We start from the raw sequence: 15,636 nt of genomic DNA on the forward strand, positions 1-15,636 counted from the left end.
CCACCCGCTTCGAAAAGTCGGCACAGAACTTCTTGGCCGCTGTCATGTTGGCTTCAACACGACTCTGGATGCGGGATTATGAGTCCAGAACCTAGGCTGAGCACGGCAAGCACCGTTAGCAGCGCGCTTCAATGAGGCCGGGGCTTTTGGGCCCCGGGGAGCCTCGCCCTGCTGTCCGAGGCCGCGCCTCGGCCAGGGGCTTCAATGAGGCCGGGGCTTTTGGGCCCCGGGGAGGCCGATCCGCTCCTCACGCCAGCGCATCGATCACCCTCCGCTTCAATGAGGCCGGGGCTTTTGGGCCCCGGGGAGGCCTTCAATCGGGGGGCAGAACTTCACTATGACATTTAGCTTCAATGAGGCCGGGGCTTTTGGGCCCCGGGGAGGTGGGAGTGGGTGCGAGAGCACCAAATGTGGCACATGCTTCAATGAGGCCGGGGCTTTTGGGCCCCGGGGAGAACCCCGGCCCGAAGCGCCGTAACCACGGCCCGAAGGGCGGGCTTCAATGAGGCCGGGGCTTTTGGGCCCCGGGGAGATTTGCCCCCGAGGCCCACCACCGAGCCGATCAACCCGCTTCAATGAGGCCGGGGCTTTTGGGCCCCGGGGAGTCCCTGGACACGACCGGCTGGACGGCCGATACGACGGCTTCAATGAGGCCGGGGCTTTTGGGCCCCGGGGAGCGGCACGTATCTGGTCAAGTGCGTCGACGCGGGAGGCGTCGCTTCAATGAGGCCGGGGCTTTTGGGCCCCGGGGAGGTCCAGCAGACCACCCGGGAGATGCGCCAGAGCCTGAAGCTTCAATGAGGCCGGGGCTTTTGGGCCCCGGGGAGTCGACCAGCATGACGTCCAGGCCGGCCAGCCAGGCCCGCTTCAATGAGGCCGGGGCTTTTGGGCCCCGGGGAGCCGCGTCGGCCCCGCGACTGGCCGACGCCCCCCGATCCGCTTCAATGAGGCCGGGGCTTTTGGGCCCCGGGGAGGGCCGGCCATCTCGGCGCCGAAGGCGGCCACCTCGAAGCTTCAATGAGGCCGGGGCTTTTGGGCCCCGGGGAGCTGACGGACCCGAACACCCCGCGGCCCGACCGGGTGGACGCTTCAATGAGGCCGGGGCTTTTGGGCCCCGGGGAGCGGTGGTCCCGCGCGTCGGCCCACAGCAGCGCCAGCCCGCTTCAATGAGGCCGGGGCTTTTGGGCCCCGGGGAGGTCCGAAAAGAGCGCGTTCAGTCACAAGACTAATCAGTGCTTCAATGAGGCCGGGGCTTTTGGGCCCCGGGGAGGCCGGAACCTCCGGCGCGCCTTCCGGGCGCAGCGCCAGGGGCTTCAATGAGGCCGGGGCTTTTGGGCCCCGGGGAGGCCTGTGGCAGACCCGGCTCGGCGGGAAACCGAGCCAAAGTCCTTCAATCAGGCCGGGGCTTTTGGGCCCCGGGGAGGCTGCGCGCCCCGCGTGTCATCCTCGCCGGCATGCGCGCGCCTTCAATGAGGCCGGGGCTTTTGGGCCCCGGGGAGGCCTCTCCCAGGAGGCGCTGGCCGAGCGGGTCGGCACCTCGCTTCAATGAGGCCGGGGCTTTTGGGCCCCGGGGAGACCTCGGACTCCCGGCCGAGAGCAGCAAACTTACGGGCGCTTCAATGAGGCCGGGGCTTTTGGGCCCCGGGGAGCTCGGCGGCGGCGACGTTCACCGCAGCCGAGCTACTGGGGCTTCAATGAGGCCGGGGCTTTTGGGCCCCGGGGAGCCTCCTCCCAGGAAACAGCCCCGTCACCGACAAAGCTGAGCTTCAATGAGGCCGGGGCTTTTGGGCCCCGGGGAGCTTCTCGCGCACGGGCGATCTCCTCTCTCAGATTCCGCTTCAATGAGGCCGGGGCTTTTGGGCCCCGGGGAGCAGCCGACCCCACGCCAGCTCGGCGGCGCCAATCCCGGCTTCAATGAGGCCGGGGCTTTTGGGCCCCGGGGAGACCGTGCCCACCGCCACCCAGCCGCGCGTGTAGCCGCCGCTTCAATGAGGCCGGGGCTTTTGGGCCCCGGGGAGCGCGCCGCCCCATGTGGATGCCCACCAAGCCTCCGGGGCTTCAATGAGGCCGGGGCTTTTGGGCCCCGGGGAGGTGATACAAATCGGGTATCCTGCCAACCAACAACCCACGCTTCAATGAGGCCGGGGCTTTTGGGCCCCGGGGAGGTCAACCCGGGCGATCTGGAAAATCTGGATTGCCCACGCTTCAATGAGGCCGGGGCTTTTGGGCCCCGGGGAGCCGCCGCCCCCGCCTCGCCATGGCGCTGCTGCTGTGGGAGCTTCAATGAGGCCGGGGCTTTTGGGCCCCGGGGAGCTCGTATCAGGTCTGGAGAAGCCACGGCGGCTGAACTGCTTCAATGAGGCCGGGGCTTTTGGGCCCCGGGGAGACTGGAGCCAGCCGGCGATATCGATCCCGAACAGCCAGTGCTTCAATGAGGCCGGGGCTTTTGGGCCCCGGGGAGATACCCGGTGGCGGCGCGCAGCGATTCCAGCCGCGCACCGCTTCAATGAGGCCGGGGCTTTTGGGCCCCGGGGAGACCTGCGCCTCGCTGAGTTGGAGCGCAACGACTTGGGGCTTCAATGAGGCCGGGGCTTTTGGGCCCCGGGGAGATCTTCGGAGCATCTACCCATGCACCATTGAGGAAGTGAGGTCGCTTCAATGAGGCCGGGGCTTTTGGGCCCCGGGGAGGAGGTGAGCACCACCAACGACGACCCCGGGGGCTCGCGCTTCAATGAGGCCGGGGCTTTTGGGCCCCGGGGAGGAAGAACTGGATGATGAGGATGACTGGGAACTGTACATGCTTCAATGAGGCCGGGGCTTTTGGGCCCCGGGGAGATTGACACCGGCGACGTTATCCGCTGGCGAGGTGTGGCTTCAATGAGGCCGGGGCTTTTGGGCCCCGGGGAGGTCCGCGCTCTCGCCAAACGCAATGTCCACACCACCGGAGCTTCAATGAGGCCGGGGCTTTTGGGCCCCGGGGAGGCCGCAGGCCAGCGAGGGCGCGCGCCGGCGCGCCGCCGCTTCAATGAGGCCGGGGCTTTTGGGCCCCGGGGAGAACCGCGAGCATGAAAGGGGAGTCCCAGAGCGATGGACGCTTCAATGAGGCCGGGGCTTTTGGGCCCCGGGGAGATTTGCCGTGAGCGACTACCTGACGGCCGCGTTGACGATGCTTCAATGAGGCCGGGGCTTTTGGGCCCCGGGGAGTGCTGTTGTGCCTGAGTGGTCAAATCATCCATCTGAAGCTTCAATGAGGCCGGGGCTTTTGGGCCCCGGGGAGCCAAGCGCACCGGCAAACTGGCCCGGGCGATCGACAAGCTTCAATGAGGCCGGGGCTTTTGGGCCCCGGGGAGCCAGCACCCGGTCCCCGCGCCACGGCGGGATGATCCCGCTTCAATGAGGCCGGGGCTTTTGGGCCCCGGGGAGCGCCGATTCCTCGGTCGAGTAGACCTCCGCCGGGCGGTCGCTTCAATGAGGCCGGGGCTTTTGGGCCCCGGGGAGATGAGCGGGGTCCATCATGTCGTGTCCGTGAGTGGGGGGCTTCAATGAGGCCGGGGCTTTTGGGCCCCGGGGAGGCCTGGGCCGGGTTGATGCCGAATTCCCGGTAGATGGCTTCAATGAGGCCGGGGCTTTTGGGCCCCGGGGAGCGGCCTACACGGACGCACGGGAGACTCACGACGTCGCGCTTCAATGAGGCCGGGGCTTTTGGGCCCCGGGGAGAAGACTTACACCGATGCACGGGAAACGCACGACGTCACGCTTCAATGAGGCCGGGGCTTTTGGGCCCCGGGGAGGCGTGTCGAGCTTTTTTGCGCACGACAAAACTCCCGGGGCTTCAATGAGGCCGGGGCTTTTGGGCCCCGGGGAGCGTCGATGGGGGGAAGACGGTCACGGGGTGTACTCGCTTCAATGAGGCCGGGGCTTTTGGGCCCCGGGGAGACGTCGATGGCGGCGACCAGCGGCGCGGCGTACACCTGGCTTCAATGAGGCCGGGGCTTTTGGGCCCCGGGGAGCCACGTCGGTGTGGATGCGGCGTTCCTGGATGCGGTGCTTCAATGAGGCCGGGGCTTTTGGGCCCCGGGGAGAGCGGGGGGCGTGGCAAGGGTGGCATCTCCGCCTTGGCTTCAATGAGGCCGGGGCTTTTGGGCCCCGGGGAGAGCCCCTGTGGCAGGGGCTTGATAAGCAAGCAAATTTCCCACCATTTTCGAGCCCTGACAAGACAGGCTCGTAACGAGAGCCTCCAGGCCCCCGAACGGCGTCGTTTCTCAAGCCACAACCCTTTGATTCACTGTGTTAAAAAGCATTCGCGAGCGCTCCCCGAGTCGGCCGCGTCTCCACAGCGCTCGCGGCGGGTCGGCGGGCCGGCCCGACACCCACGGATCATTGCAGCCTATATGATGATCGGTTTGCGCTCCACCACCTCGATGGTCTTGCCCAGGCTTTCCAGGCGGGGGCGGACCCCGTCGGCCGGCCCCAGGTCGACGATCAGCACGTGGTCGGCGCCCTCCAGGATCGCCTCGTTCAGGGCGCCGCGCATCTGGACCAGTCGCTTGCGCGACAGCCGGCACTGGAACAGCGACAACTGAAGCCACTCGCCGTAGCCGTTCATCACCTTGAACACCCGGCGCCAGCGCTTCGGGTCGGCGATGTCGTAGGCGACGATGAACAGGCGTTCGTCCGTGGCCATGGCGCCACCTACCGGGGGGTGATCCAGGGGAAGGGGTCGACCTCGCCCATCAGGTGGCGGCACAGCAGCCGGGCCTGCACTTCCAGCAGGCGGCGATAGCTGACCTGATAACCGAACACCGGGTGGGTGATTTCCTGCTCCAGCCGGCGTTCGAAGGCGCCGATCAGGGCCTTGCGGGCGGGCGGAGCCATGGCGCATCCGCCGGCCGCATGGACGAAATCCGCCGGTGTCACCTCGCCGTTGTTGATGACCGTCAGCACGGCGCTGTCGGCGATCAGGGGGCGGTCGGGCTCCATCATGTCCAGGGCCAGGGCCGGGCGGCCGTGGCGGATGGTGTGATAGAACCCCCGATAGGGATCGAGGCCGACCGCCGACAAGGCGATGTGCCAGGTGCGCACCAACAGGGCATAGGCAAACGAGAGCAGGGCGTTGACCGGGTCGGCCGGGGGACGGCGGTTGCGTCGGGTGAAGTCGAAGCGGCCCGGGCCGTCGTCCTTCAGCATCCGGGGAAAGGCCCGGAAGTAGGTGGCGGCGGCGGCCCCCTCGATGCCCAGCAGGGTGGCGGTGTCGGGGGCGGAGTCGGCCTCGGTGGCCAGCCGCTTGAGGGCGCGCAGGGGCTCGGCGACGGCCTCGGCGGGGTGGCTGTCGCGGCGGTTGCGCCGCAGCAGGGTGCGGGCGTTGCGCGCCTTGGCGGCGACCAGCCGGCGGGCGAAGGCCAGCGACCAGGCGTCGTCGAAGGCGCGGCGGTACTGGGCTTCGCGCACCGAGACCGAGCGCTGGCCCAGCCCCACCGTGTGGCCCAGGAACCAGCCGCCGTGACTGTGCCAGGAAACCGGGATTTCGCGGCGCATCAGCTCGTGCAGGGCCGGCGCGCTGAGCGAGACGTTGCCGAACAGGACCAGTTGGGACACCTCTCCCAGGCGGGCCTTGACAGGCGCCTCGTCATCAACGGCGATGGTCAGCCGGTCGCCGCTCTTGCCGACCTTGCCGTGACCGGCCTGGACCAGCAGGGGCAGGGCCTCGGGCCGGCCGGCGGCCAGCGGACGGGGAGCCGGGGTGGTGCCGGCCAGTTGGCCCACCTCGTCGGGCAGGCAGATGCCGACCAGGGCGCAGCGCGGGCACTTGGGGCTGTCGATCAGCGGCGGTGGCGGGCGCTTCTGGGCGGCCGCCAGACGCAGTCCGCGCACCGCCTCCAGGGCCTGGGCGCGCAAGGCCTCGTCGAAGGGAATGCGCACCCGCTCGCGGCTGGCCCGGTAGTAGAGGAAGCCCTCCTGGCAGGTATAGCCATGCTCTTCCAGCAGCAGGCCTTGCAGGCAGACCTGGACGCGCTCCGGATCATAGGCCCCGGCGGCGACGTGGGGACGCTTGCCGCGCTTGGTGTCGACCGGGCTGACGGCGCGCCCCTCGCCGTCTACCAGATCGATCACCGCCGTGACACCCAGGGTTTCCGAGGACAGGGCGACCGAGCGGGCGTGGATGGGCGCGGTTTCCGCCTCGGGCTCTTCCCCCTCGCCGGCCTCGGGCAGGTGCCCGCCACCGGCATCCACCCGGCGGTGGACCTGCCGCCCCTCCTCGGTATCGGCGCTGTCGGCCCAGGCGCCGTCGACCCACATCAGCCAGGCCAGCCGGGGGCAGTAGACGTACTCGTTGACCATGCGCACCGGAACCAGCCCCACCCCGGCCACCGCGTCGGAGGCCTGGCCCGGTGGCGGCAGCGGTAACTCGGGCTCGGCGTCGCGGCTCATGGGGGGTGGCCGTCGGTCAGCGGCGCGAACAGGCCCAGGCCGAAGTGGCTGGCATAGCCGAGGGCCAGGGGACCGCTCAAGGGGACGGGCAAGGTGAGGTCGAGAAAGGCGCCCCGGGTGTCGGGCTGGCGTTCGCCGTGGCGTGATCGGAAGCGGTGGAAGTGGATGGGCCGCAGGTTCTTGCCGCCGTCCAGGGTGAGGGCGGGGCGCTCGGCGATCTCGACCGCCGCCGCCTGCTCGGCGGTCAGCATCCCCCGGCGGACCAGCAGGCGGCGCACCTCGGCCGGGTAGCCGCCCTTTTTCAGGTGTCCGGCGGCGAGGAAGGGGGTCAGGCCGGTGAACCGGCGGGCGGTTCCGAACAGCCGGCTGGCCGGGATGAAGTCGGCCGGGGCACCGAAGCCCTCCAGGGCGAGAGGCCACTCCCGCCCCTGGTCCAGCCACAGCTTGCGCAGGCGGCTCAGGGAGACTTGAAGCTCCGCGTTGATGCCGCCGGGCAGCCACAGGGTGACGTGGTCGATCCAGCCGTCGTTGTCGGCGTCCTCGGGCAGCCAGAAGGCGTGGGCGTGCTCGGGGGTGCGCAGGGCCGTGCGGTCGGCGTCGTGGCCGCTGAGGGCGGCCGGGGCGTTCGGGATCTTGCGCCCGGAGTCCGGGTCGATCCGCCAGCCGAAGCGGCTCATGGCGGCCAGCCGAATCACCTCGGCGATGCGGACAGTGTCCTCGACGCGGGGCCGGGGGCGGCCGGTGAGCACCCAGCGGGCGACGGTGGGGGAGCCCGCATCGTCGCGCGGGCGGGCCGACCGGGAGGGCCGCCGGCGGGCGGTGGGCGACAGGGGCGGGCGGTTGTAGACCACCTCGCGGGAGGCCGGGGGCCGGGTCCAGCCGACCTTCTGCAGGTCGCCGGTGTCCAGCGACAGGGCGTCGAGCAGGTCTTCGGGCAGGGTGCCGGCCAGTTCCTTGTCGCGCTTCTTCTCCAGGGCCCCGGGGGTGGCGGGCTTCTTGCCGGCGGCCTGTTCGGCGGCCCGCAGGCGGTCGCGTTCCTCGGCGTAGCCCGCCGCTGGCAGGGGGACCAGAAGGCGCACCGGATCGCCGCCCCGGGGTGGTGCGGAGTCGTCCAGGGGATGGCAGTTGGCCCGCTCCACCGGCCAGTCGGTCAGCACCTCGGCCTCGACCCAGCTTTCCGCGCGGCCCAGATAGCCCAGGCCATCGGCCAGGTCGCGGGCCAGGGCGAGCAACTCCCCGTCCAGGCTGACCCCGGGCCAGGCGGCGACGATCACCCCGTCCCGGGGGAGATGGGCGAAGGCGTCGAAGATCAGCGTGGTCTTCACCGGGGCCGGCATGTAGTGGCGGGTGTGGCTGTGCACCGCGTCCTCGGGGAGTTGGAACACGGGCGGGGTCTCGGCCAGGGCCTCGATCAGGCGGGCCAGGGTGTCGCGCGGCCAGCGCTCGGGGTCGCCCTTGCGCCACCAGGTGGCGATCAGGGCGCGCAGCAGGCGCCACGGCTCCGGGGGCCAGGCGACGGCGGCCTCGTTGACGTTCCGCCCCCAGGGCGTGGCGTGATAGCGCCCGGCCGGGAAGCGCAGCATGAGCGCGAACATGGGGCTACTTCTTCCGATAGGTGACGGTGAGCACCCGATCGGCCCCGAACAGGCCCTTGGCGCCGACCGCCTCGATCAGGCCGGGGAGGGCGGCTTCCAGATCGTTGAGGGACGGCAGAACATAGCCCTGCGGGCGGCTGACCTTGGGCTCGCCGGCCGGCTCCAGGTCGCAGGCGGTGCGCAGGCGCAGACCCTCGGCCAGGAAGCGGCGGACCTTGAACAGGGCCAGGGCGATCAGCAGGTCGCCGACCTCCCGGCCCAGCCCGAAGGCCCGGATCTGGCGCAGGTCCAGGTTGAAGAAGGCGGTGATGGCGGGCGAGGTGTATTCGTCCCGGGCGAAGGGCACGTTGCCGAAACCCCGATTGGCATCGCCGCTGGGGTTGACGGCGTCGTTCTTCACCCCGCCGCTGGCCGCCACCTTGGCGTCGCCGGCCTCGATGAAGGCGGACAGGGCGCGGGGCAGGCGCAGGCGGCCGCCGGCGAGGTCCTTCTTGGCCAGGAAGACCCCGTGGAGCAGGGCGTTGGCATCGAATTCCAGCAGCACCCGGGCCAACTCGCGCAGGTCGACCCGCCCCTCCTCCATCGAGGCTAGGCGCTCCTTGAGCATGTCCAGGACCGTGGTGTCCTTGCCTTCGAGGATGTAGGGGGAATTGAGCCTGTGCGCCTCCAGCAGGGAGTTGGTCAGCGGCTTGCCGTCCTTGTCCAGCACCTTGACCACGGGCAGGCCCTTCAGGGGGGGCACCCAGTCGTCGGCGGGCTCGTCCCAGCAGACGGCCTCCAGGCGGTTGGCCATGCTCTGGGCGCTTTCCACCAGGACCACCTGGCCGTCGCCGTCGGGGTGGCTGTAGACCGCCGCCCCCAGGTTGGGAAAACCGGTGGGCTGGAAGCGGGTCCCCTGGATGGGCCGCAAGGGCACCTCGACGAGCAGGCGGGGGGTGGTTTCCAGGGCAGAGAAATCAAGCGGCATGGTCGGTCTCCTGGTCGGGGTCCGGGTCGGTGGGATCGAGGTTGTCGTCCTCGTCTTCGTCCTCGTCGGGGTTGCGGGGGTCGGCGTAGGCGGCCGAGATCAGGTAGGGGAAATCCTTGGGGTCCAGCGGAATGAGCAGCGCGGCGGCCAGCCGCTCGCCCGACAGGCCGGCCCCGAAGCAGCTTGCCGCCCGGCCCAGGCGGGTCGGGTCAAACGGCGAGACCAGCCCCGACGCCCGGGCCCGGGTCAGCGCGGCGTGCACCGCCGGGTCGGTCTGGCCGGCGCGCAGGCGGGCGAGAAGGCCGGGGGGGACCGGCAGGCGGGCACCCTCGGCGAGGATTTTCCTCTCGTGGAGGGTGCCGTCGGGGGTGAACAGGGGCTTGAGCGCCGCATAGGCGAAGGGGACGACGGGCGGCGGGTCGACGCGCCGTCCGTCGAGGCCGGCCGGATGGGCCCAGACCAGCCCGCCGAGCAGCGCCGCGCAGCGGGCGTCGTCGAAGCCGGGATCGCTGAGGAAGCTCCGTATGTCGCCCTTGTCGGCCGGTGCGGCGGCGCTCAAGGGTTTTTCGTCCAGGCCCCGCCTGGCCTGCTCGATCAGGCGCCGCTCGAGAACCGCCACCATGTTGCGCGCCAGCCCCCCGGCCCCCCACACCACCAGGGGCTCGGCGTTGGGCTCGCCGTCCGGGCGATTGTCGTTCCAGCGCCGCCAGGGCTTGTCGGCGTGGCTCAGGTCGAGGGGCGCGAAATGGGCCGCCATGGGCAGCGGACGGGGTGGGTGGGTCTTGGGGTCTGGGGGCGGCTTGGCGGCGTGGTCCGGGTGGGGCCACCCCAGGCTGGCCAGGGCGGCGGCGATGCGGAACTCGGGGCTGCGGTCCTCGGCCGCCTTGACCCAGCGCCAGGAAAGGCGGGGCGGGGGCGAGAGCTTTTCCCGTGCCTCCTTGCTGGAAACCATCCAGGCGGCGACCTCGCCGAGCGCCGTCAGGGCGGCCTGGGTGGCCGATTGGCGCCGGTCCGGGGTGGTCATCAGGAACAGCGCGTCCTCCAGCCGGCGCAGGGCCGCGGTGGCCCGGGCCGGCGCCTTGTCCCCCCGGGCCAGCCGCCTGAGGTGACCGAGCCAGTCGCCGCGATCGAGGTCGGTGATCAGATCGGCGGCAGGCGTGGTCGGGACAGCGAAGCGCGCCAGCGGCGTGGCCTGATAGGGCATCTTGGCGTCCGGCTGGACCAGGGAATATCGCTCGAAGGCGGCGATTCCCCGCGAGACTCCCAGCGCGGCGACCGCGCGCGCCGCATCCAGGCCGGTGTGCGCGGGTTTCTGGCCGAGGGTGAGTCGCCCCTCCGAAAACACGACCTCGATTTCCGATTGCAGGGCCGGCTTCCCCCAGACCGGCAGCCAAAGCTCGGCGCGCGGTCGGTTCTTGTCTTGTGCGGACAAGGCGCCGCTACCCGACAGCAGGGGCTCGAAACTGAAGGGGAACGATGCCGCGCCCTGGGTGGCGATCCCCAGGCGGCGGGTCACCGCTCCCGGCAGGGTCAGGATGCCTTCCAGGGCCAGGACCAGGTCCCAGTGGTTCAGAGGGTTCTCCCCCGACCACCCTTGGGTGGTGGCATTGGGGCCGCCTTGCCCCGGCCCGAAGTGTCCCATTGTACCCCGGTCTTCCAGGCGTCCGGGGTCGGCGAAGAGGGCGGGGGAAAGATCCTGTCCTGCCTGTTCGGTTGCCAGACCCGTATCCACCGAGAACAGCGTGGACAAGGCGGCGGCAAAGTTCACACCGAAATCCCGACTGCCATCAACGCCCCCGGAAATGAGGACAGGGGCCACAATGGCCTCACGTCCGATTGCATAGGTTGAGTCCACATAGGAGACGTGGGCATCGTCCGTGGCAGCGCGAAGGCCGGGCAGGATGTCTGCCTTCAGCGCCTTGATTTCCTTGTCTATCTGTTTCTTCTCTTCACCTCTTGCCTTCTTGTGGGCGGCGCGGAGGGTGTTCAGGCGTTGCAGCAAGGGATCACGGCGCATCGCCTGGATGGTCCGGCGCAGGCCCTTGAAACGGTCGGCCTCGCTGTCCTCGAACGCGCGGGCCAGCAGGGCCCCGGTCCTTTGCGAATCCTCCCCGTCTTCACCTTCCAGGAACCCCGCGCGGCCATTCCACGGCGCCACGATGGGCGAGGGGGCGTAGGCCTCCAGGAAAAAGCGCTCCAGGGCGGCGCGGTCGAGGCGGGTTTCCAGGTGGAAGGCCTCGTCCCGCCAGAAGCCCCGGGCCTCGGGGTCGGCGGCCCCGCCCGTCACGTTGTTCTCGGGCGTGGAGATCAGACGCAGCACCCCCAGGGCCTTCAGGTAGCCGACCAGTGGGGTGGGCGTGCAGCCGCCCAGGCGGTGGGTGAACGGGCCTTGTTCGGCGGACTCAGGCATCGGGGGTCCCCCTCTGTTCGGCGTCCGAGGCTCGCCAGTCGGCCAGTCGGACCAGGGTTTCCAGCCAGGCCAGCCGGAACGGGCCGTAATGGCCCAGAAGGGCGCGGGTGCGCTCGCTCCAGCTGGCGCCGGTGGTGTCGTCGCGCCCCAGCTCCATCACCGAGAGGGTGAGCGCGCCCCCTGGCCAGCCTTCCCCGGTCCCATCGACCGCCGGCAGATGGTCGCCCTCGCGCACCCCCCGGGCGAAACGCAAACCGCCCGGGGCCGGCGGTTCCTTGGGCAGGGCGCGCAGCGACAGCCTGACCTTGCCGTGGTGGGCGGCGATCAGATAGGCCGCCAGATCGGCCTCGCGCGACCAGTCGTGATGGGCCAGGAAGGCCAGCGCCGAGGCCAGTTCGTGGCGGAAATAGGGGCGGCCGGCGGTGGGCTCGAAGTGGTCGGACTTGGCCAGCGGCGGGGCCCCCGGGGCGCCGTTGCCCAGGCGCTGCTGGAAGCTGTCGTGCGCCTTGCCCACGTCGTGCCAGCGGGCGGCGGTGACCACCGCTTGGCGCTCGGCGCCCGAGACCCCCAGCCGGTCGCACAGGGCCTTGGCCTCGGCCGCCACGTGGTCGAGATGGTCGCCGAGCGCCACCGCCCTGTCGCGCCGGGTGTCGGGATCGGCGTCGGCGCTTTCGCTATCCCCGTAAAGGGGCGCGGGAAGGGGCGTCACCGCGGCCTTGCTGCCCGGATCGAAGCCCCGCCCCGCGACGTACCCGCCGACCCCGGCATCGACCATCAGCACCAGGCCGGGCCAGGGGGCGCCGTCGAGGCGCCGCCACCGAAGGGCGCCACGGTCCTTGCCGTCGCCCCGGGCCTGGGGGTCGGCATGCCACGCCGTCTTGCCCTTCAGCCACTTGCGGGCCTGCCCGATGGGGATGGCGCACAGCTCGTCGCGGCTTGGCGAGGGCTGGGCTTCCAGGGTGCTTTCGGCGTTGGTCCGCCAGAACACCCGGACATCGGTATCCTCGGCGTCGCGGACATAGGGCGAGATGTCCACGTCAAAGCCGGTCAGGTCGGGGTCGGTGTCGAACAGCTCGATCAGGTCCTTGCGGCGCAGCACGCGGCGCACCGGGGTCGGATCGCCGGGCCCGCCCAGGTTCCCCGGAGCGGCGTCCGCGAGTACCACCAGCCGGCTGCGGGCCTGCGCCAGATCGTCCGGCGCATAGGGGGCGGCAAGGTCCCGGTTTTCACTTTCACCCAGCAGGTCGACCCAGAACACGGGGGCGCCCTCGGCGCTGTATTCGCCGCGCCGGTTGAGCCGCCCGAAGCGTTGGACCAGCGAGGCCCAGGGGGCCAACTCGGTGACCATCACCGCCGCCGAGAGGTCCACGCCGGCCTCGATCGCCTGGGTGGCGACGATGATCACATCGCGGGGGGTTCCGGGTCTGGGCAGGCGGGCCACCAGCCCGGCCCGGTCGGCCGGTCGGAAGCGGGAGTGGATGAGCAGCACTTCCGGCCCTTCGTCCCGGGAGAGGGCGCCGGCGACGGCCTGGGCCCGGGCCACCGTGTTGACGATGACCAGGGTGGGATGGCCGGACCGGTGCCGGGCCAGCGCCGCCTCGGCCAGGGCGGCCGGATAGCCCTTGGTGTCTTCGCCCGGGCTGATGTCCAGGCGATGGACCGGCTTGGCGGCGCTCAGGATGGCCCGGCTGCGCGGGGTGTCGGCATCGCCGGGGAAATCGTCCGGCACCCGCCAGGCCCGGGGCTCTTGCCGGACATCCACCGTGTCCAGCCATCTCGGGTCGAGAGTGGCCGAGACCCACAGGCTGCGGGTCGGGCGCGGGGTTCCCAGGGCGCGCCGGAAGGCCTCAAGCTGGGTCGAGGTGGGTCGGGCCGCGCCCATCGCCTGGACCTCGTCGAACACCCACAGGGCGTCGGCGTGGAGCAGGGCGAAGTCGACCGGCCAGCGGAAACGGCTCATGGCATAGCCGCGCATCAGCGCCCGGCTGAGCAACATGTCCTGGGTACCGATCAGGACCGCCGGCCGGTCCGGGTGTTCGAACCAGCGAGGTTCATCGACACCCCCCATCAGGACGTGGATGTCCTCGCCTCGTGGCAGACCGGGAAACTCGGCCAGGGCCGCCATCCAGCGCCGTGTCGAGTCCGCTGTTTGCTCGACCAGGGTGCGCATCGGCAGGCAATAGACCAGCCGGCGCGGGGCGGTCGGATCTCCTTGTGCCTGTCGCCACGCCCAGGCCAGCACCACGCCGGCGGTCTTGCCCAGCCCGGTCGGTGCGATCAGTGCTTGGGGCCAATCCACGCAGTCGGTCATGGCCAGTTCGGTCTGCCATTGGGCCGGCGTGACCCCCGAGGCGGATCCGTAAGCGGTTCCGAAAAACCCATCGTAGGTCATCATGTCCGAGCCTGTTGAAGCGGGAAGACCATGGTCTGCCGACCCTCAGCCCGCGAGCGCTTGCCTTGCGTCGGGGCACCATTGGTTGTGGCAGAGGTCGGGGGCATGGGAGGGTCCTTTGGCGAAACCGCGGAGCTCAGAGGAGTCCGAGGACAGAATGCCACCCGGGTCGGCCAGAATCGGTCACGTGTAGTCGCCTGAGTGGCTGTTGGCCGGGGCCCTGGCCCCGCGGCAGTCCCGCCGGCACGGCGCCAGTGGCATGGCAAGCCAAGCTGTTCGGCGGAGTGCAAAACGATCCCGTCCGAGGATTTCGAGTGTCAATCAAAGACAGTACTATAAAAAGAATGGCAATTCTAAGGGGATCTGGCGCAATGCCGCTCCCCGGATGACAATTCTCTGGATTGCGACTTTTCGGGTCACGACCTGGGGAGACCCGCCAGCCTCGACCTTGGCCGGGATTCGCTTTAAATCATTGATATTTATGGGTTGATTGCGGGGGCCGGGGCCGGACGGTCCCTGGCGCCAGTGTTGGCGCGGAACCCTCCGTTGCGCGTGGCGGTCGCGGCGGATGATGTTCCCGGGGGCCCCGTGGTCGGCGTGGGCCAGCTTCGCCCGCCCTCGCTGATCTCGGGCCCACCAACATCATCAGAAACATCCATGTTTTTTAGGAAAGCTGTCATCGCTGGCGGTCTCCTTCGGGCACATGGGTGTCCAAGAAAACCGGGGCCAGATCAGCTTCAATGGGACGGCGATGGAGTTTCCGGGCGCTCTCGCTCCCGAGCATCGATCAGATCAACGGCATCGCAAACCAGAGTGACCTTCCTCCTGAAGCCGATCTGCTCAGAGGGTGAGCGTCTCGGTTGATAACATGCCCTGGCCGTCGCGTGAAATTCGTCGGCGTGCCATGGTCCAGGGCGCTACGTTCGGTAACGGCGAATGGCTCTATGGGAAAAGGCGGATACCTGAGCCCCATGACAAGCAAAATGGGGCCTTGTATGCGGAAATCCGAAGGCGATACACTCCGAAGGCGATATGCTAGGAATTGCAGGTCGGGGTGGCCCACCGGGGACCCCGGTCATTCGTAGGTCACCGGATGGGCTGGGCAGGGGGTATGGACAAGCGAATCACCGACTTCATGACCCGCCTCAGGCAGACGTCGGATTTTGACCAAGCGCTGACGGTGGCCACCCAGGGGCTGGAAAACCTGGGGGCAAGCACGGTCGTCTGGTGGTTCGGCGATCCGGACAACAACAATATCTGGTCCACCTGCCCACCCTCCTGGTTTCCCTATTACTTCGACCAGGGATACTGGCTGTACGATCCGCTGGTTCGGCACTGCCAAAGCGGAGTGCGGCCCCTGGTTTACGGAACCGAACCGGCTTTCACTGGGCAACTCCATCCTCGGGCCCGCCAGGCGTTTCACGAGACCACCGAGTTCGGCATGCACTCAGGGATCCAAGTGCCGGTGCGTCTGGGGAGCGGGGTCGCCAGCGGCGGGGTGAATGTGGGCAGCCATTACTCGGCGCCTGATCTGGTCCGCAAGTTCGGAGAGGAGAGGCTGCCGGTCACCCATATTATGGCTCTGCTGGCACACGACCATCTGGCCGGCCTGCTGGGCGGAACCCGGGTCGAGACCGAGGCGACACTCTCTCCCCGCCAGAAGGAAGTGCTGCTGTGGCTGGCCAAGGGTCTGAACATCGAGCAGATCGCCGAACGGCTGGGCTTGACCCGGATCACGGCGGACATCCACATCGCCAAGGCCCGCGAGAAGCTCAATGCCGCAACCCGTGAGCAGGCCTTGGCCATCGCCCTGCGGCGAGGTCTCATCACGCCGTGAGGGGCG

The 15,636-nt window shown here is 69.7% G+C and carries 7 protein-coding genes and 1 CRISPR repeat array; of the genes, 1 reads left to right on the forward strand and 6 read right to left on the reverse strand.

Annotated features, from left to right (window positions below):
• The first annotated feature begins 125 nt into the window (after positions 1-125).
• A CRISPR array of direct repeats spans positions 126-4,154; the repeat unit is 36 nt; unit sequence GCTTCAATGAGGCCGGGGCTTTTGGGCCCCGGGGAG.
• Between the two features lie 233 nt (positions 4,155-4,387).
• Genes cas2 through cas3g form a run of 6 tightly spaced genes read right to left on the reverse strand, consistent with a single transcriptional unit; the run spans position 4,388 to position 13,796 of the window.
• The gene (cas2, locus tag BLR95_RS13940) at positions 4,388-4,684 is read right to left on the reverse strand and encodes a CRISPR-associated endonuclease Cas2 (RefSeq protein ID WP_092621467.1); all 297 of its coding nucleotides are present in this window, start codon (positions 4,682-4,684) and stop codon (positions 4,388-4,390) included.
• An 8-nt stretch (positions 4,685-4,692) separates the two neighbouring features.
• Positions 4,693-6,429, reverse strand: coding sequence for a CRISPR-associated endonuclease Cas4/Cas1 (locus BLR95_RS13945; RefSeq protein WP_092621470.1), 1,737 nt, complete (start codon positions 6,427-6,429; stop codon positions 4,693-4,695).
• On the reverse strand, positions 6,426-8,024 hold the full coding sequence (gene csb2 / locus BLR95_RS13950) for a type I-G CRISPR-associated protein Csb2 (protein ID WP_092621473.1): 1,599 nt from the start codon (positions 8,022-8,024) through the stop codon (positions 6,426-6,428). Before csb2 ends, BLR95_RS13945 begins: the two co-directional genes overlap by 4 nt.
• Positions 8,025-8,028: 4 nt before the next feature.
• Positions 8,029-8,991, reverse strand: coding sequence for a type I-G CRISPR-associated RAMP protein Csb1/Cas7g (cas7g, locus tag BLR95_RS13955; protein WP_092621476.1), 963 nt, complete (start codon positions 8,989-8,991; stop codon positions 8,029-8,031).
• Entirely contained in the window at positions 8,981-11,401 is a 2,421-nt protein-coding gene (cas8g1, locus tag BLR95_RS13960) for a type I-G CRISPR-associated protein Cas8g1/Csx17 (RefSeq protein WP_092621479.1), read from the reverse strand. The genes cas7g and cas8g1 overlap by 11 nt, the downstream gene beginning before the upstream one ends.
• Positions 11,394-13,796: a type I-G CRISPR-associated helicase/endonuclease Cas3g gene (cas3g, locus tag BLR95_RS13965; protein ID WP_092621482.1), complete on the reverse strand. Its 2,403-nt coding sequence runs from the start codon at positions 13,794-13,796 to the stop codon at positions 11,394-11,396. Before cas3g ends, cas8g1 begins: the two co-directional genes overlap by 8 nt.
• A 1,108-nt stretch (positions 13,797-14,904) precedes the next feature.
• Between cas3g and BLR95_RS13970 the strand changes: the two genes are divergently transcribed.
• Positions 14,905-15,630, forward strand: coding sequence for a helix-turn-helix transcriptional regulator (locus tag BLR95_RS13970; protein ID WP_176787887.1), 726 nt, complete (start codon positions 14,905-14,907; stop codon positions 15,628-15,630).
• Positions 15,631-15,636: the final 6 nt, after the last annotated feature.

The sequence above is a fragment of the Roseospirillum parvum genome (assembly GCF_900100455.1).
Classification (GTDB): Bacteria; Pseudomonadota; Alphaproteobacteria; order Rhodospirillales; family Rhodospirillaceae; genus Roseospirillum; species Roseospirillum parvum.

What these genes read in the sequence shown, in the direction of transcription:
- cas3g (WP_092621482.1), bottom strand. Translation starts at nt 13,796, where the DNA reads ATGATGACCTACGATGGGTTTTTCGGAACCGCTTACGGATCCGCCTCG.
- cas2 (WP_092621467.1), bottom strand. Translation starts at nt 4,684, where the DNA reads ATGGCCACGGACGAACGCCTGTTCATCGTCGCCTACGACATCGCCGAC.
- BLR95_RS13970 (WP_176787887.1), top strand. Translation starts at nt 14,905, where the DNA reads ATGGACAAGCGAATCACCGACTTCATGACCCGCCTCAGGCAGACGTCG.
- cas8g1 (WP_092621479.1), bottom strand. Translation starts at nt 11,401, where the DNA reads ATGCCTGAGTCCGCCGAACAAGGCCCGTTCACCCACCGCCTGGGCGGC.
- csb2 (WP_092621473.1), bottom strand. Translation starts at nt 8,024, where the DNA reads ATGTTCGCGCTCATGCTGCGCTTCCCGGCCGGGCGCTATCACGCCACG.
- BLR95_RS13945 (WP_092621470.1), bottom strand. Translation starts at nt 6,429, where the DNA reads ATGAGCCGCGACGCCGAGCCCGAGTTACCGCTGCCGCCACCGGGCCAG.
- cas7g (WP_092621476.1), bottom strand. Translation starts at nt 8,991, where the DNA reads ATGCCGCTTGATTTCTCTGCCCTGGAAACCACCCCCCGCCTGCTCGTC.